At 38.5% G+C, this 17,548-nt stretch carries 19 protein-coding genes and 1 other annotated feature; all 19 genes read left to right on the top strand.

Going from position 1 to position 17,548, the window contains the following annotated elements; all coding sequences use genetic code 11:
* Nucleotides 1-65 precede the first annotated feature (65 nt).
* The 19 genes from ftsA to ACQKII_RS00705 all read left to right on the top strand — a co-directional run bounded on the left by ftsA (nucleotide 66) and on the right by ACQKII_RS00705 (nucleotide 17,548).
* Nucleotides 66-1,349, top strand: a complete 1,284-nt coding sequence (ftsA, locus tag ACQKII_RS00795) for a cell division protein FtsA (RefSeq protein WP_427455398.1) — start codon at nucleotides 66-68, stop codon at nucleotides 1,347-1,349.
* 53 nt (nucleotides 1,350-1,402) lie between these two features.
* On the top strand, nucleotides 1,403-2,560 hold the full coding sequence (gene ftsZ / locus ACQKII_RS00790; protein WP_427455396.1) for a cell division protein FtsZ: 1,158 nt from the start codon (nucleotides 1,403-1,405) through the stop codon (nucleotides 2,558-2,560).
* A gap of 295 nt (nucleotides 2,561-2,855) precedes the next feature.
* Complete coding sequence (locus tag ACQKII_RS00785; protein ID WP_427455394.1) at nucleotides 2,856-3,689, top strand: sigma-E processing peptidase SpoIIGA; 834 nt, start codon at nucleotides 2,856-2,858, stop codon at nucleotides 3,687-3,689.
* 13 nt (nucleotides 3,690-3,702) lie between these two features.
* Nucleotides 3,703-4,410: an RNA polymerase sporulation sigma factor SigE gene (sigE, locus tag ACQKII_RS00780; RefSeq protein ID WP_024362133.1), complete on the top strand. Its 708-nt coding sequence runs from the start codon at nucleotides 3,703-3,705 to the stop codon at nucleotides 4,408-4,410.
* A gap of 114 nt (nucleotides 4,411-4,524) precedes the next feature.
* A complete protein-coding gene (gene sigG, locus ACQKII_RS00775) occupies nucleotides 4,525-5,298 on the top strand; it encodes an RNA polymerase sporulation sigma factor SigG (RefSeq protein ID WP_143997559.1) in 774 nt (257 codons plus the stop codon).
* Nucleotides 5,299-5,418: 120 nt separating this feature from the next.
* Entirely contained in the window at nucleotides 5,419-5,655 is a 237-nt protein-coding gene (locus ACQKII_RS00770; RefSeq protein ID WP_427455392.1) for a PRC-barrel domain-containing protein, read from the top strand.
* Between the two features lie 172 nt (nucleotides 5,656-5,827).
* A complete protein-coding gene (locus tag ACQKII_RS00765; protein ID WP_427455390.1) occupies nucleotides 5,828-6,532 on the top strand; it encodes a YggS family pyridoxal phosphate-dependent enzyme in 705 nt (234 codons plus the stop codon).
* Entirely contained in the window at nucleotides 6,516-7,007 is a 492-nt protein-coding gene (locus ACQKII_RS00760) for a cell division protein SepF (RefSeq protein ID WP_427455388.1), read from the top strand. The genes ACQKII_RS00765 and ACQKII_RS00760 overlap by 17 nt, the downstream gene beginning before the upstream one ends.
* Before the next feature lie 21 nt (nucleotides 7,008-7,028).
* Nucleotides 7,029-7,307, top strand: coding sequence for a YggT family protein (locus ACQKII_RS00755; RefSeq protein ID WP_427455386.1), 279 nt, complete (start codon nucleotides 7,029-7,031; stop codon nucleotides 7,305-7,307).
* Nucleotides 7,308-7,397: 90 nt separating this feature from the next.
* A complete protein-coding gene (locus tag ACQKII_RS00750; protein WP_427455384.1) occupies nucleotides 7,398-8,186 on the top strand; it encodes an RNA-binding protein in 789 nt (262 codons plus the stop codon).
* A 95-nt stretch (nucleotides 8,187-8,281) separates the two neighbouring features.
* Nucleotides 8,282-8,806 (top strand): DivIVA domain-containing protein, encoded by a 525-nt coding sequence (locus ACQKII_RS00745; RefSeq protein ID WP_427455382.1) that lies wholly within the window; start codon nucleotides 8,282-8,284, stop codon nucleotides 8,804-8,806.
* Between the two features lie 133 nt (nucleotides 8,807-8,939).
* Nucleotides 8,940-9,162 (top strand) — a binding site (T-box leader).
* 54 nt (nucleotides 9,163-9,216) lie between these two features.
* Nucleotides 9,217-11,985 carry an isoleucine--tRNA ligase gene (gene ileS / locus ACQKII_RS00740; protein ID WP_427455380.1) on the top strand — a complete coding sequence of 923 codons (2,769 nt, stop codon included), beginning with the start codon at nucleotides 9,217-9,219 and terminating at the stop codon, nucleotides 11,983-11,985.
* Between the two features lie 244 nt (nucleotides 11,986-12,229).
* Nucleotides 12,230-12,400, top strand: coding sequence for a hypothetical protein (locus ACQKII_RS00735; protein ID WP_427455378.1), 171 nt, complete (start codon nucleotides 12,230-12,232; stop codon nucleotides 12,398-12,400).
* A 75-nt stretch (nucleotides 12,401-12,475) separates the two neighbouring features.
* Nucleotides 12,476-12,652, top strand: coding sequence for a hypothetical protein (locus ACQKII_RS00730; RefSeq protein WP_427455376.1), 177 nt, complete (start codon nucleotides 12,476-12,478; stop codon nucleotides 12,650-12,652).
* 235 nt (nucleotides 12,653-12,887) lie between these two features.
* On the top strand, nucleotides 12,888-13,367 hold the full coding sequence (lspA, locus tag ACQKII_RS00725; protein ID WP_427455374.1) for a signal peptidase II: 480 nt from the start codon (nucleotides 12,888-12,890) through the stop codon (nucleotides 13,365-13,367).
* Entirely contained in the window at nucleotides 13,364-14,275 is a 912-nt protein-coding gene (locus ACQKII_RS00720; RefSeq protein ID WP_427455372.1) for an RluA family pseudouridine synthase, read from the top strand. Before lspA ends, ACQKII_RS00720 begins: the two co-directional genes overlap by 4 nt.
* A 358-nt stretch (nucleotides 14,276-14,633) precedes the next feature.
* The gene (pyrR, locus tag ACQKII_RS00715; RefSeq protein ID WP_427455908.1) at nucleotides 14,634-15,143 is read left to right on the top strand and encodes a bifunctional pyr operon transcriptional regulator/uracil phosphoribosyltransferase PyrR; all 510 of its coding nucleotides are present in this window, start codon (nucleotides 14,634-14,636) and stop codon (nucleotides 15,141-15,143) included.
* Nucleotides 15,144-15,163: 20 nt separating this feature from the next.
* Entirely contained in the window at nucleotides 15,164-16,453 is a 1,290-nt protein-coding gene (locus ACQKII_RS00710) for a solute carrier family 23 protein (RefSeq protein ID WP_427455370.1), read from the top strand.
* A gap of 216 nt (nucleotides 16,454-16,669) precedes the next feature.
* Nucleotides 16,670-17,548 carry an aspartate carbamoyltransferase catalytic subunit gene (locus ACQKII_RS00705; RefSeq protein ID WP_427455368.1) on the top strand — a complete coding sequence of 293 codons (879 nt, stop codon included), beginning with the start codon at nucleotides 16,670-16,672 and terminating at the stop codon, nucleotides 17,546-17,548.

Raw genomic sequence — 17,548 nt, 5'->3', positions numbered from 1 at the left:
TTAGACATTATGCTAGATTTACAATAGAATGAAATTAAGAGCATTTTTCAAGGAGGTGCAGCGAATTGAATCAGCAAGAATTATATATATCACTTGATATTGGGTCATCCTCTATCAAAGTATTAATAGGTGAAATGAGCGACGGACAATTACATGTAATTGGGGTCGGAAATGTAAAATCGAATGGAGTTCGAAAAGGTGCGATTGTTGATATAGATGCAACAGTTCAATCTATTCGAAAGGCAGTGGAACAAGCTGAACGAATGACCGGATATCAAATCGATGAAGTCGTTTTAGGCGTTCCAGCAAACCAGACGATGTTACAGCTAGTTAAAGGTGTTGTCGCTGTAAATAGTGAAAATAGAGAAATTACAGATGATGATTTAGACAGAGTGGTAGAATCTGCACAAGTCATGTCAATACCTCCTGAACGTGAATTAGTTAACATTATTCCAAAACAATTTATTGTGGATAATTTAGATGAAATCAAAGATCCACGCGGTATGATTGGTATTCGACTCGAAATGGATGCAACGATGATTACGACCTCTAAAACGCTATTACACAATGTACTTCGTTGTGTGGAGCGTGCAGGTTTAAGCATTCGAGAGATTTATCTGCAACCATTGGCTGCTGGTTATTTTGCTTTAACAGAAGATGAAAAGAATCAAGGTACTGCCTTCATCGAATTAGGAGGCGGTTCAACAACTATAGCAGTATTTGAAGAAGGTCTGTTAACTCATACGGGTGTGATACCAGTTGGTGGTGATCATATTACAAAAGACATTTCAATTGTCTTAAAAACACCGACAGAGCAAGCAGAACAAATCAAGCACCAATTTGGACATGCCTATTATGATGATGCATCAGACGAAGAACTCTTTGAAGTGCCAATTGTAGGTACAGATTCAAGAGATCAGTACAGCCAGCGCTTTATTTCAGAAATTATCGGTGCTCGATTGGAAGAATTATTCGAGCTAGTGATTGATGAGTTAGCGCGACTAGGTGTTCGAGATTTACCAGGTGGTGTTGTTTTAACAGGTGGTGTTGCAAAGCTTGAAGGTATTGCGCAACTGGCGCGCCAGATACTGCAAACGCGTGTTAGAATATATATACCTGATTATATTGGCGTTAGAGAGCCTTCATTTACGACGGCAGTTGGACTAATTCGTTACGCCTATTTAGAAGATGATTTTTACGGAAAAAGTACGAATACGCAACCTAGTGAATATGCGGTTGTAGGAGCTCAATCAGCGACACCTAAGAAGCAAGAATATGCTGCACCATCAGAATCTAAGGGAAGCGTAATCGGGAGAGCAAAAAAATTATTTGATAAATTTTTTGATTAACTTGAATGCGTAATGAATGATACAGAGTCGAGTTACCGTGGGAGGAAAAAAGTATGTTAGAATTTGATACAAGTGTTGATCAACTTGCAGTTATAAAGGTCATTGGTGTCGGTGGCGGTGGTAACAACGCTGTCAACCGAATGATAGAACATGGTGTACAAGGTGTTGACTTTATCGCAGTAAATACAGATGCCCAGGCTTTAAATTTATCGTTGGCTGAAATAAAGTTACAAATTGGTACAAAGCTTACTCGTGGCCTAGGCGCTGGTGCAAATCCCGAGGTAGGGAAAAAGGCTGCTGAAGAAAGTCGTGAACAATTAGAAGAAGTTTTACGCGGTGCGGATATGGTCTTCGTAACGGCTGGAATGGGCGGTGGCACAGGTACTGGTGCTGCGCCAGTTATTGCGCAAATCGCACGTGATTTGGGAGCGTTAACTGTAGGTGTAGTAACACGACCATTCACATTTGAAGGTCGCAAACGTCAAACACAAGCAATCGGTGGTATTGGCGGTATGAAAGAAGCGGTAGATACATTAATCGTCATTCCGAACGACAAGCTACTACAAATTGTCGATAAATCTACGCCGATGCTTGAAGCCTTCCGTGAAGCAGATAACGTTTTACGTCAAGGTGTACAAGGTATTTCAGATTTAATCGCAACACCAGGTCTTATTAACTTAGACTTTGCAGACGTAAAAACAATTATGTCAAATAAAGGTTCTGCATTAATGGGGATCGGTATTGCAACGGGTGAAAACCGTGCTGCAGAAGCAGCGAAAAAAGCTATTTCGAGTCCTTTACTTGAATCATCAATTGACGGTGCTAAAGGTGTTCTTATGAATATTACAGGCGGCTCAAACCTTAGCTTATTTGAAGTACAAGAAGCAGCAGATATTGTAGCTTCAGCGTCTGATGAAGAAGTAAATATGATTTTCGGTTCTGTTATTAACGAAAATTTAAAAGATGAAATTATTGTCACAGTCATTGCGACTGGTTTTTCTGAAGAGGCTTTACAACAACAACGCGGGTCTGCACGTCCAACGTTAAATACTAATCGACAAGCTGCTCCTCAACAACAAGCACCAATTCGTGAGCAACGTCAAGAAGTTCATATTCAACAAGAACAACCACGTCAAAACCAGCAGAATTATGCACAGGATGATATGCTTGAGGTACCTGCATTCCTACGAAACCGTAAAAATCGTGGATAAAGGTAAAGCATTTGACTTCTTAAAAGCTCGTATTTTACTTAGGTAAAATACGAGCTTTTTATATTTGTTAGGGAATTTTGTAGCATCATCTCAGGTGTAGCTTATTCCTATGGATAGATGATGCCTATAATTTGACCTTACTAGTGTTTGAATGTAAAGAAAATTCTTTCCTTGATTATGTTCAAATGTGTAAGGAAAGCATGTATTTTGTCAAAACATTTTAAGGAATTGATGCGATTGTTTGACAATATTTGTGACCGTGGCGTGCTAACTTTGTAAGTAGGAGGCGGCTGTTATGTATGGAGAATGGCTGGTGCTCATTAATACGCTTTATAATCTAGCGATACTCACGTTTACGGCAAAGGTAACAAGGGTTCATGTAAAGAATACGAGATTATTAATGAGTTCTATTTGTAGTAGTTTGATAGCTGTAATCGGTGGTCAAATGCTGATAACGATAATGCTAAGTTTTGTCATATTAATTGGTATTGCATTTCAGTTTAAGATTCGAAGCTTTCAGAAGCAAGGACCGATTGTACTGGTAGCAACAATTGTTATTGGCGGGCTATTAACAGCGTTACAACCGTATTTAAAGAATCTTTCTGTCATTCATTTTATTTTAATTTGTTTATTGGTAGCATTTGGTTACCTCGTTGTTTTTTATAAACAATGGGGATTTGTGAAGTTGGAGCGTGTAAGTGGTCAGTTTGTTTTTGATACGACGTTAAAGATTTTTGATGCCATGATACCACTTTCGGCTTTTGTTGATACGGGTAATCAATGCATCGAGCCTTTATCCGGAAAACCTGTCCATTTTGTCTCGTATACAGCTTTACGATCACATTTACCAGTAGCGATTCGAAAAGCATTATCTGAATGGCAAGAAGCCGATCCGTACGATGTATCAATGTTTTCAGCAGATTATCAACGTCTTATTCGATTTATTCATGTAAATACAGTGCAGCAACAAGCAGTTGTATTAGGTTTTCGCTTTGATGAGTGGCTTATTAAGGGGGAGCCATCACAAGTGAAGAGCAATGAGTATATCGTATTAACGAAAAAAGCTAAAAATTTTCCACATAGCACAGCAGCAATTTTACATTTTTCAGCGCTTTCAAATAACTCATAGAGGGGGAGAACTATTGCTTCTTAGGCTACTTGCTAGCTTGAAAAAATTATGGGGTAAGTTTCGAAGTCGTGAAACGTACTATATAGGGGGAAATGATTCATTGCCAGTGCCACTAAGTCGAGAAGAAGAAGTCACAGTCATTGCATCCTTTATGAACGGAGATTTACGAGCAAGAGACACACTTATTGAACGTAATTTACGTCTTGTTGTTTATATTGCTAGACGTTTTGATAATACGGGTACGCCGATTGAGGATTTAATTAGTATTGGATCAATTGGCTTGATTAAGGCGATTGAAACGTTCAATACAGATAAGAATATTAAGCTTGCAACGTACGCATCACGTTGTATTGAAAATGAAATCTTGATGCATTTACGTAAGACAAGTCGCATGAAGGGTGAGGTTTCATTAGATGAACCACTAAACTCAGATGCTGACGGCAATGAATTATTATTGTCTGATATTTTAGGGACAGAGGAACATATTATTTTAGACAATGTGGAAAAGAAAATTGAGCGTCAACATATGTTCCATGCCATTAACTTATTAGGCGCGCGTGAAAGATATATTATGGAGTGTCGTTTTGGCTTAAATGGAAAAATTGAAATGACGCAAAAAGAAGTAGCTGATCACTTAGGTATTTCGCAATCATATATTTCTCGTCTAGAAAAGAAAATCATTCAAGATTTACGAGAAAATTTGAATCAACCTATATCATAATTAGGGAAATTTATCCTACCTAAAATTGGTCGTAATTTTTCTGCATATTCTCGATTCTCTCGGACAAACTGATGTAACGGTTTAGTCAGAGAATAACATCCGGAGGAATCGAATATGCGAACAAAAGTAGATCTTTGCGGCTTAGATACATCGACTTTGCCAATTTTAAAGCACGAGGAAATGAAGGAACTCTTCATCCGTTTACAAGCAGGAGAAACCGAGATTCGGGAAGATCTTGTCATGTGCAATTTAAGGTTAGTGCTCAGTATTGTCGGGCGATTTGCCTATAGGGGTGAACAGGCAGATGATTTATTTCAGGTAGGCTGTATTGGCCTCATGAAAGCCATTGATCATTTTGATTTAAAGCATAATGTACGATTTTCAACATATGCTGTACCAATGATCATTGGTGAAATTCGTCGCCATCTGCGTGATCATCATGCACTACGCGTTTCTCGCTCACTTAGAGATATTGCGTACAAGGCGATGCAGGCAAAAGAGCAATGGATAACTGATAATTTGCGAGAACCAACGATTGAAGAAATTGCTGAAATGATTGACATGAAAAAGGAAGATGTTTTATTTGCCTTAGATGCCATTCAAGACCCAGTTTCATTACAAGAGCCCATTTATTCAGACGGTGGGGACGCTGTTTATATGATGGACCAATTACGTGATGATGATGTATCAGAAGATCAATGGGTTGCCTACGTGTCGGTGAAAGAAAGTTTGCAAAAGTTAGATGTACGTCAGCAAATGATAGTAGCAAAGCGTTTTTATTTTGGTGAGACACAAACTGAAATTGCAAAGGAACTGGGGATTTCTCAAGCGCAAATTTCACGACTAGAAAAAAATGCGATAGAAACGATGCAGAAAGATTATAAGTAAGTAGACAATGCGCACCCGAGATTTCGGTGCGCATTTTATCTTCATTCAGTTAGAAAAATGCTTACCAAGCGACAGCAAAAGGTAATTACATCTGATGTAATTGATTTAGGAGGGGTACAGATGCGTTTTTCAAATTTACAGCAAAAAGAAGTTATAGAAGCTGGAAATGGACGTTTTTTAGGATTTGTTGTAGATGCAGAGGTTTCGAAGGAAACGGGCTATGTAACTGCTTTTATGATAGCAGAGCCTCGTAAGTATCTAGGGTTTTTTAGAGGTGAAGAGTCAGTTAGAAAAGTTTATATGAAAGATGTTCTTGTTGTTGGAAAGGATGTCATACTTGTGAAGGCACTATCGTAGAGCTAATGATTTGCGCTTCTAGTTCGTTTAAATAGCAATTTGAGACTATATCTGCCTGAGTTGCGTGTGAACAGCGCAAATGTACTTTCACGAATAGGTCAGGCTATTCATTGATAAATAAAGCGTTGCTTGTTACAATAAAAGAAACTAATGTTGCAAAGTTGGGAAAAAAGTGACGAAAATCTTAACAAATTTATACAAAATTAATGGACAAATACAAGCAGCACAAAAACGTGCAAATCGTGAACAAGATCAGGTTCAAATTATTGCTGTAACAAAAGAAGTCTCTGTAGCAAGAACGCAAGAAGCTATTGAAGCAGGGCTAGTGCATTTAGGAGAAAATCGCCCTGAAGGTTTGAAACATAAAATTGAAGCGATTCAAGCTGATGTACATTGGCATTATATTGGCTCACTTCAAACTCGTAAAGTAAAACAGGTCATTAATGATATTGATTATTTACATTCATTGGATCGATTGAGCTTAGCTGAAGAAATTGAAAAAAGAGCAAACAAGCCTGTGAAATGCTTTGTACAAGTTAACGTATCAGGCGAAGAATCAAAACATGGTTTAACAGCAGAAGAGGCAATATCTTTTATCGAATCTTTACAAAACTTTACGAAAATTCAAGTTGTTGGTTTGATGACAATGGCACCAAATACAGAGAAAGAATCAATCATTCGCTCTGTTTTTCAGCAATTAAAACAATGTCAACAGCAAATAGCCGAGATGGGATTCGCACACGCACCTTGTACCGAGTTATCAATGGGCATGTCTAATGACTTTGAAATAGCGGTAGAGGAAGGAGCTACATTCGTTCGAGTCGGAACGGCTCTTGTTGGAAATGAAAGAGGGGAACAGGATGAGCATGAAAAATAAAATTAAAAACTTCTTTTATCTTGAAGAAGAAATAGAAGAAGACATCACGCAAGCTCCTATTCAAAAGCAACAACCCGTGCAACAACAACCGATTCATGCAGCTAAACCTAAAAAGGCCATAAAAGAACGTAGGGCACCGATTCATGAAATTGTACCACAAAGTGCATCTGCCAATAATATCGTAAGTTTACAGGCAGCTATGAATTCTAAAGGTGCAAAAGTAGTATTAGTAGAACCGAGAGTCTATGCAGAAGCTCAGGATATTGCGGAAAACTTAAAAAACAAACGTGCTACAATTGTCAATTTACAACGTATTGATCGTGAGCAAGGTGTACGAATTATCGATTTTTTAAGTGGCACTGTTTACGCACTTGGCGGTGATATTCAACGCATCGGTAAAGATATATTCCTATGTACACCAGATAATGTAGAAGTGTCTGGCGAAATTTCAAATTTTATTTTAGACGATAATTAAAGAGCGAGGATTGTAGTTTATATGACTTTTTATATAATTATGTATTATGTGTCATTAGCATTTAAAGCGTATTCTTTTATGCTAATAGCATATATTTTAATGTCTTGGATACCTGCTGCACAAAACTCAGCAATTGGTCGTATGCTTGAAAAAGTATGCGAGCCATATTTGGGGATTTTTAGGAAATTTATCCCTCCTATCGGTATGATTGATATTTCTCCGATTGTGGCAATTTTCCTGTTGAATTTTATTCAAAACGGGCTTTTCATTGTGATTCAAAAAATATACTTTATGTTTTAGACGAAAATCCTCACAGTTGGTGGGGATTTTTTGTTTAACAGGGAATACTAAGTTTAGAAACAGTGGAAGAAGGATATAAGAGGTGGGGAAATGGAACATTTAATACAACATTTTAGGAAGGACGAGCAGCCTTTCATCGAACAGGTAGTGAGTTGGCAACGTGAGGTCGAGGATCGCTATGCGCCAAAACTCACTGATTTTTTAGATCCACGGCAACGTTTTATTGTGGCATCCATTATTGGGCAGGATGACGCTTTAAAAACCATGAGTGCAGGTCTTTTTCATGAGGCAGAACGCCAACGTATGCTTATCTATCCATCCTATTTTGAACCGCAAGTGGAGGATTATCAACTAACTGTGTTTACCATTCATTATCCTGCTAAGTTCATACAATTACGTCATCCAGACGTACTAGGTGCACTGTTGTCATTAGGTTTAAATCGCGCTAAATTTGGTGATATACGCGTTAATGAGCAACGAGTACAATTTGTAGTCGCTGATGAGGTGGCAGATTATGTCCGTCTACATTTAACGGGCATTGGTAAAGTCAAAGTGTATGTAGAGTCGATTAAAGAGACTGAGCCCCTCATTCAAAATGAGGATGAATGGGTGGAAGAGTCTTATACGGTTTCTTCCATGCGTTTAGATGTCATAATTGCAAATGTGTTAAAAGTTTCTCGCCAAAGGGCACAGGCACTTATAACAGGTAAAAAAGTACGCGTAAATTGGACTGAGCGAGAGGCAGTGGCTTTCGAATTACAAGAAGGCGATATTTTGTCAGTACGAGGAAGCGGTCGCGTGAAAATACTTATGACAGAAGGTCGTACAAAAAAAGATAAAATTCGCTTGCAAATCGGTCGATTGACCCAAAAAAGCTAAAAATCAAGTAAAATTCATTAATTTTTACTGCTAAGTTGTTGGAACAATTGTATAATAGGAAGAACGAATGTACATGTAAAGGAGAGAAGGATTGTATGCCATTATCACCTATTGATATACATAATAAGGAGTTTACAAAATCCTTTAGAGGTTATGCAGAAGATGAAGTAAATGAATTTTTAGATCAGATCATTAAAGATTATGAAATATTATTGCGAGAAAAAAAGGAAGTCGACAAGCAGCTAGAAATGTCTTTAGAACAAGCAAGATATTTCAGTTCATTAGAGGAAACATTACAAAAATCAATTGTTGTGGCTCAAGAAGCGGCTGATGAAGTGCGAAGAAATTCACAAAAAGAAGCAAAGCTAATTGTGAAAGAAGCAGAAAAAAATGCTGATCGCATTATCAATGAGGCCTTAACAAAAGCCCGTAAAGTGACAATTGAAATTGATGAGCTGAAAAAGCAATCAAAGGTTTTCCGAAATCGTTTTAAAATGCTTGTAGAAGCACAGCTTGATTTACTAAATGCCGATGATTGGGATCATTTATTACAATATGATATTGATTTAACAGAAATTCAATCATCTGTAGAAGATGCGCAAGAATCAGACGAAGTGTAAGACATTCCATCACTAATAATGTTTAACCGACCATTAGCGTTGGCAATCATCTACTTAACTAATCAGTTTGACTTGACGTCAATGATGGATTTTCATATACTATTGTAATAGTAATTATTTTGAACAAATATGCATACAGGCGAAGATGGAGACAGTATTTGTTAGGCGTAGTGAAGCGATTTGGGGATAGTGGGAGCCCAAACAATCAAATAACAAAGAACATCACTCCAGAGCTAAATAACTGAACTTTTAGTAAGTTATTTCGGGGCGCATGACGTTAACATGCTTACAAGAGGTAGTGCTTTTATGTACTGCAACTAGGGTGGTACCGCGAGTCAAAGCTTCTCGTCCCTTTTTAGGGATTGAGGGGCTTTTTTGTTTGTTTGAAAAAAACAGAGGAGGAATTACAAATGGTTGAATATAAAGAAACCTTATTAATGCCGAAAACGGATTTCCCAATGCGCGGAAACTTACCGGCCAATGAACCGAAGATGCAAGACAAATGGAATGGAATGGACATCAATAAACTGCAAATGGAGCGTACTTCAGGTTGCCCAGAATTTGTGTTGCATGATGGGCCTCCTTATGCAAACGGTGATATTCATATCGGTCATGCTTTAAACAAAGTGTTAAAAGATATGATTACACGCCATCGTTCTATGACAGGCTACCATGTTAACTATATTCCTGGCTGGGATACACATGGTTTACCAATCGAGCAAGCGTTGGCAAATAAAGGTGTAAAGCGTAAAGAAATGTCTATCGCGGATTTCCGTAAATTATGTGAAGAATATGCTTATCAACAAATCGACAACCAACGTGCACAATTCCGTCGCTTAGGGGTTCGTGGTGATTGGGAAAATCCATATATCACATTAAAGCCAACGTTTGAAGCTCGTCAAATTGAAGTCTTCGGAAAAATGGCGGAAAAAGGATATATTTATAAAGGATTAAAACCAGTGTACTGGTCACCTTCGTCTGAATCAGCACTTGCAGAAGCTGAAATCGAGTATAAGGATGTTAAATCAGCATCTATTTATGTAAGCTTTGCGATTAAAGATGCAAAAGGTGTTGTACCAGCAGATGCAAAATTCATCATCTGGACAACGACACCTTGGACAATTCCAGCAAACTTGGGGATTTCTTTAAACCCAGAATTTATCTATGTAGTTGTAGCAGTAGCAGATAAAAAATTCATCATTGCCAAAGAATTATTGGAAACAATCGCAAAAGAGCTTGAGTGGGAAACCTATGAAGTTGTACAAGAAGTAAAAGGGGAAGCATTAGATCGCCTTGTCGCACAACATCCATTCTATGACCGAGAATCACTTGTTATGGTTGGTGAGCACGTTACAGCTGAAGCTGGTACTGGTTGTGTTCACACAGCTACTGGACACGGGGAAGATGACTATAATATCGGGAAATTATATGACTTGCCAATCCTTAGTCCTGTTGATAACCGTGGATGCTATACAGAAGAAGCTCCAGGCTTTGAAGGTGTCTTTTATAATGATGCGAACAAAATGGTGACAGCGCGATTAGCAGAAGTAGGCGCATTAGAAAAATTAGATTTCTTTACGCACTCATATCCACATGATTGGCGTACGAAAAAACCAGTTATTTATCGTGCGACACCACAATGGTTTGCGTCTATTGATGCATTCCGCGATGAGTTACTAGAAGCTGTTAAATCTACAACATTTACACCAGCTTGGGGCGAAACACGTCTTTATAACATGATTCGCGATCGTGGGGACTGGGTTATTTCTCGTCAACGTGCATGGGGTGTGCCAATTCCTATTTTTTATGCAGAAAATGGTGAGCCAATTATTACACCGGAAACAATTGCACGCATTTCAGCATTGTTCCGTGAGCATGGCTCAAATATTTGGTTCCAAAAGTCGGCAAAAGAATTACTACCAGAAGGTTTCACACATCCAGGAAGCCCGAACGGCGAGTTCACAAAAGAAAACGATATTATGGACGTATGGTTTGACTCAGGTTCTTCTCACCAAAGTGTGCTAGTAGAACGTGGAATGAAATATCCTGCTGATCTTTATTTAGAAGGCTCTGACCAACATCGCGGTTGGTTTAACTCTTCATTAATTACATCAGTAGCAATTAATGGCTATGCACCCTATAAAGGTTTACTAACACATGGTTTCGTGCTTGATGGTGAAGGGCGCAAAATGAGTAAATCACTCGGAAATACCATTATTCCGCAAAAGGTAATGGATCAGTATGGTGCAGATATTTTACGTTTGTGGGTAGCATCTGTTGACTACACAGCCGATGTACGTATTTCAATGGATATGTTAAAGCAAGTTTCTGAAGTATACCGCAAAATTCGTAATACATTCCGTTTCTTACACGGTAATATTGCCGATTTCAAGCCAGAGACTGACCGCGTAGCATATGCAGATTTACGTGAAATGGACCAATATGTATACATGCGCTTGCAAGACATCTTAAAAACTGTGCGTGCTGCTTATGTCCGCTACGATTTTGCAGCTGTCTACCATGCAATCAATAACTTTGTCGCTGTGGAGTTATCTTCATTCTACTTAGACATCGCAAAAGATGTAGTGTACATCGAAGGTCATGACAATCATGATCGCCGTGCAATGCAATCAGTCATTTATGATACATTAATGACCTTAGTAAAAGTAATGACACCAATTATTCCGCATACTACGGATGAGGTTTGGTCTTATTTACACGAGCAAGGCTTAGTGGATGAAGTATCTGTTCAATTAACTGATTTCCCAGAGGTTAATGAGCAAGCAAACTTCGAAAGTCTACGTACAAAATGGGAAACAATTATTAATGTACGCGATGATATTCTTAAAGCATTAGAGGAAGCACGTAATGCTAAAACAATTGGTAAATCTCTAGAAGCTAAAGTAACTGTTTATGCAAAAGAGGATGTTTCAGCATTATTGAACGATGCAAATATTGATTTTGCACAGCTATCAATCGTATCCAACTTAGAAGTAGCACCATTTGAAGCAGCTCCAGCTGAAGCATTGGCGCTTGAACATGCATCCATCGTTGTTGAAAAAGCAACAGGCGAGAAATGTGAGCGTTGTTGGTCAATTTCGCAAACAGTCGGTACGAACGCAGCACATCCAACCGTTTGTGCACGCTGTGCAGAAGTAGTTGAAAAGTATTACGTTTAAATAAGTTGAAATCATAAAGCCATTCGAAAGTGAACAGTCACTTGAAAAGGTGGAATACTTTACTGGTGTAAAGGTAGAAATGAGCAGCTCGATGTTACGATCGGCTGCTCATTTTTTATTCATTCGCTCAAGGTCTGATTCCTCGAGTAAAAGAAGTGGTTAACTTTGTTAGAGGGACTAAGATGCGAATATTGTCAGGGACAAATGGATTTTTTTATTTAAACATGATTTATATGCAACGTTCATGAAAAAGGATATTACTCAAAAACAACGACTGATTGCGGCGAAGGTAACCATCGTGATTTTAGGTGTTCTTTACGGAGCCCCTGGTTTATTGGTGAAAGATGCATCGATAGGTCATTTAGTAGCTTTAGCGTTTACGGTTGCAGTACATTTACACCAATCTTTATTTTAGGTATTTGGTGGAGAGGTATGACATTAAAAAGGAGCAATAGCAGACCTAATAATCGGTCCAGGTGTATCGATGTGGATGATTTTCTTACCTGGAACACTACCAAGCTTTTTACAATTTGAAATTCCTGGTATTGTGACAGTACCTGTTGGTTTCCTATCAGTTATTATTGTGTCCTTATTCGATAGAAAAGTACCAGCTGACGTAAATGATTTCATGAAGCGTGTACATTCAAAAGAATCTGAAACGGTATAAGAGATTTGTAAGCTATTTCTATTGCTTGTTAAGGGATAGAGATAGCTTTTTGTTGTAGAACGGGGTTGAATTGAATGCTGTGTTTTCTTTAGCTACATTTTAAAGACAGTTAGGTAATATGGATTTAGCCTTCTAATCATGAGCGTCTCCGTCATATTTTCATGTTATATTAGTTATTCCTCTATAGGCTCTTATGGTAGAATAGGTAAGATGTTGAGCGAACGGAGGAATGGCTGTGTATAAATATTATGGATTGGCCGCTTTTGTGATTCTTTTAGATCAATGGACAAAATGGCTAATTGTGAAAAATATGGAGTATGGAGAGCGTATGTCTGTGTGGGACCCATGGTTTGGTATTTTGTCTCATCGAAATAGAGGGGCTGCATGGGGGATGTTAGAAGGGCAAATGTGGTTGTTTACAATTGTGACAGTAGGCGTTATTTATGCCATCATTTACTTTTATCATAAAGAAGCTAAGGGAAAACAGATTTTTCAAGTGGGCTTAATGCTATTATTGGGCGGAGCTATAGGCAATTTTATCGACCGTTTATTTAGAGGAGAAGTGGTCGATTTTGTTGATGTGTTAATTCCAGTGATTAATTATGATTTCCCTATCTTTAATATTGCAGATGCGGCATTATCAATTGCGGTAGTCGTCCTAATGATTGGTTTAATCATCGAAGATAAAAAAGAAAAGAAACAGGTGAAACAATGACGCAAGTAACATATACAATTGAAGAACAGCAACAGGGAGAACGCATTGATAAGGCGATTTCAACTGTGCAAACAGAATGGTCACGTACACAAATTGGCAATTGGGTTGCAGAAGGTATTGTCAAAGTGAATGGTGAGACAGTAAAAGCGAAGTATAAGGTAAAAACAGGCGATGTTGTAGAAATTACTGTGCCAGAGGCAGAGCCTTTAGATGTAATAGCTGAAAACTTAGTCCTTGATATTGTCTATGAAGATGCGGATGTACTCGTTGTCAACAAGCCAAAGGGGATGGTAGTTCATCCGGCGCCAGGTCATTTGACAGGGACACTTGTAAACGGCTTGATGTATCATTGCAAAGATTTATCAGGCATTAATGGTATAATGCGTCCAGGCATTGTGCACCGTATTGATAAGGACACATCGGGCTTACTAATGGTTGCAAAAAATGACACGGCTCATACATCGTTAGTCGATCAGCTAGTGAAAAAAACGGTAACTCGTAAATATACAGCCCTTGTACATGGGCATATCGCACATGATAAAGGAACGATTGATGCGCCAATAGGTCGTGACCAAAAAGATAGACAGAAACAAGCTGTTGTTGATAAGGGCAAGCACGCGGTGACACATTTCCAAGTAACTGAACGATTTGGCGATTACACGCTTGTAGAATGTCGCCTAGAGACAGGACGAACACATCAAATTCGTGTGCATATGAAATATATAGGATTCCCCCTTGTTGGAGATCCAAAATATGGACCAAAAAAGACCATAGATTTTGATGGACAAGTATTGCACGCAGGTATATTAGGATTTGATCATCCTACGTCGGGTGAATATATGGAGTTTGAAGCACCTCTTCCTGCTGATTACGTACAATTATTAGATGAATTAAGAAATAACCATTGACGGATATTTAAAGAAGGTCTATACTAACGAAAGTGAATGAACAACTTAACTAAATATTCACCTTTAATGACAGTCCAGAGAGGCTGAGAAGGTACATGTCATAGTGTTGCAAAAAATTTGTGCTGCAAATTTTTCAACATGCTATTTGAACACGTATATAACCCTCTCAGGCTATTCGCCTCGAGAGGTTTTTTTATGCCATGCAACGGATGCGAAACCCCGAATTGCTCAGTTATGATCGGTGGACTAAAGAGAATTCCTAATGATGTAAGTTTCGCTAGTGAACACATGACCAATAATAAATAGAAGAGGGGAGGAAATAAGCGTGACAAAAAATGAGTTATTAGATGGCCCATCTATGACAAGAGCATTAACACGTATTGCACATGAAATTATTGAACGTAATAAAGGTATTGATGAATGTATTTTAGTGGGCATTAAAACACGTGGTGCTTTCCTAGCAAAACGTTTAGCAGAACGAATTGAAAAAATTGAAGGTAAAGCTATTCGAACAGGGGAGCTAGATATTACCTTATACCGTGATGATTTATCGACAAAGCATGATAACGAACAAGCGCATGTTGAACAAGTAGATATTGAATACGTTGTAGCGAATCAAAAAATTATTTTAGTCGATGATGTCTTATATACAGGACGTACAGTACGCGCTGCATTAGATGCGATAATGGATTTAGGACGACCTGCACAAATCCAACTAGCGGTACTCATCGATAGAGGACATCGAGAGCTACCGATTCGAGCAGACTACGTTGGAAAAAATGTGCCAACTTCAGGTACTGAACGTATCGTTGTGCATTTACAAGAGGTAGATGGAGAAGATTGCGTCACAATTTATAAAGAAGATTAACTATAAAGTGAGGAAACCCTATGTCAAAGGCAGTATTAGATATTCATGATAAACCAACCCCAATACAATTGGTGACATTGAGTTTCCAACATATGTTCGCCATGTTCGGGTCAACTATCTTAGTCCCACAACTTGTGGGACTAAGCCCGGCAATTGCTCTTTTAACAAGTGGGATTGCCACACTTATTTTCTTATTAGTCACTCAGTTTAAAGTACCAGCTTACTTAGGTTCATCATTCGCCTTCATATCGCCAATTCTAATTGCTTCAAATGGTTTAACTGAAGATGGAGCAAGTGTAAGCCCAGGAAATGCGATGATAGGCGCAATGGCGGTCGGCTTAGTGTACGGTATTGTATCTTTATTAATATGGAAAACAGGGTATAAGTGGTTAATGCGCTTACTACCGCCAATCGTAGTAGCACCAGTTATTATCGTCATTGGTTTAGGACTGTCAGGAACAGCCGTAAATATGGCGATGAACGTTAATGGAGAATACAGTTTCCTTCATTTCACTGCAGCACTTGTGACATTATTTGCAGCGATTATTTTCACAGTTTACTTCAAAAATATTTTAAGTGCGATGCCAATTCTTATGGGGCTAATTGTGGGATATATTTATTCAGTTATCATCGGAATAGTTGATTTCACAGCAGTAAAAGAAGCAGCATTTTTCGCTTCACCGGATTTCATAATTCCAGGAGTAGACTACGAATTTAATATTACTGCTAAAATCTTACTTGCAATGGTACCGATTGTTATCGTAACGATTTCAGAACATATTGGTCACCAACTAGTTTTGGGGAAAGTAGTCAATCGAAATTATATAAAAGATCCAGGCCTTCATCGCTCAATTTTAGGGGACGGTTTAGGGACATTAGTGAGTTCCTTAATCGGCGGGCCACCAAAAACGACATACGGTGAAAATATCGGTGTGTTAGCAATCACACGTGTTTACTCCGTCTATGTTATCATGGGAGCAGCTGTCATTGCGATTGTCGTATCATTCTTTGGGCAAGCAATGGCATTAATTTCGACAATACCGACAGCCGTTCTTGGTGGAATTTCAATCTTATTGTTTGGTATTATCGCGTCTAGTGGTTTACGAATGCTCGTTGAAAACAACGTAGACTTTGGAAATAATCGTAACATGGTTATTGCATCTGTTATCTTAGTAGTCGGAATAGGTGGTGCGGCGCTTAAATTTACTGATTCGTTTGCCATTGAAGGGATGGCATTAGCCGCCATCATAGGTGTAATTTTAAACTTAGCATTACCGGGAAGAGATAAAGAAGTTGCAAACTATGATTAATTAAATAAGTAGTACCTTTTAATGAATTGTCCAGAGAGGCAAAAAAGGGGAAGTTGTGGACAAGGTAAAAGTTTGAATGCGTTCTTACTTTAACTTGTCACGCCTCCTTATGCCTCGTTGATGACATCAGCGGGGCTTTTATATTATTCAGCTTGCTGAATAATATAGAACGTCATACATAGGCGTTCATGACTCACAACCTTATGGAGGTACATGATGAAGAACTTATTATCGATGGAACATTTAACAACTAAAGAAATTAACAGCATCCTAAATCGTGCGCAGGCTTTTGAAAATGGAGAAGCATCATCGTTATCTCGCGCTTACAATGTAGCAAACTTATTTTTTGAACCGAGTACACGTACGAAAACGAGCTTTGAAATGGCAGAGCGCAAAGTTGGCTGTACTGTTATCCCGTTTGATGCTAGCTTTTCCAGCGTAACAAAGGGTGAAACAATGTATGATACAGTAAAGACTTTGGAAATGATTGGTATAGATGCAGTAATCATTCGAGCAAAAGAGGATGAATATTACAATGAATTACTTGAAGGCATTAACGTCGCGGTCATTAACGCAGGCGATGGTGCTGGTCAGCATCCTTCACAATCACTACTGGATCTTTACACAATTAAAAAAGAGTTTGGTTCTTTTGAAGGGTTGAATATTACGATTGCTGGCGATATATCGCATAGCCGCGTAGCTAAATCAAATGCCACTGCATTACAGCGTTTAGGGGCAAATGTTCACTTCCTATGTCCAGAAGAATGGACAGGTGGCTTTGAAGCACATCATTCTTGGGAAGATTTAATCGAAATAAGCGATGTCATCATACTACTTCGTGTACAACATGAACGTCATAAGGTTAACAAAAGTTTTTCAAAAGAAGAGTATCATGAAAAATATGGTTTAACGACTGAACGAGAAAAACAAATGAAGGATAGAGCGATTATTATGCATCCTGCACCATTTAATCGCGATGTAGAAATTGCCTCTGAGCTAGTAGAGTGCGAGCGTTCAAGAATTTTTGAACAAGTGCGCAATGGTGTTTTCACACGTATGGCAATTGTTGAAACAATTTTAAAGGGGAGAGAATAA

Source organism: Lysinibacillus sp. NPDC048646, assembly GCF_050272295.1.
GTDB lineage: Bacteria > Bacillota > Bacilli > Bacillales_A > Planococcaceae > Lysinibacillus.
Note: the sequence above shows the minus strand (reverse complement) of the source record. Positions and strands in the feature narration are given on the sequence as shown.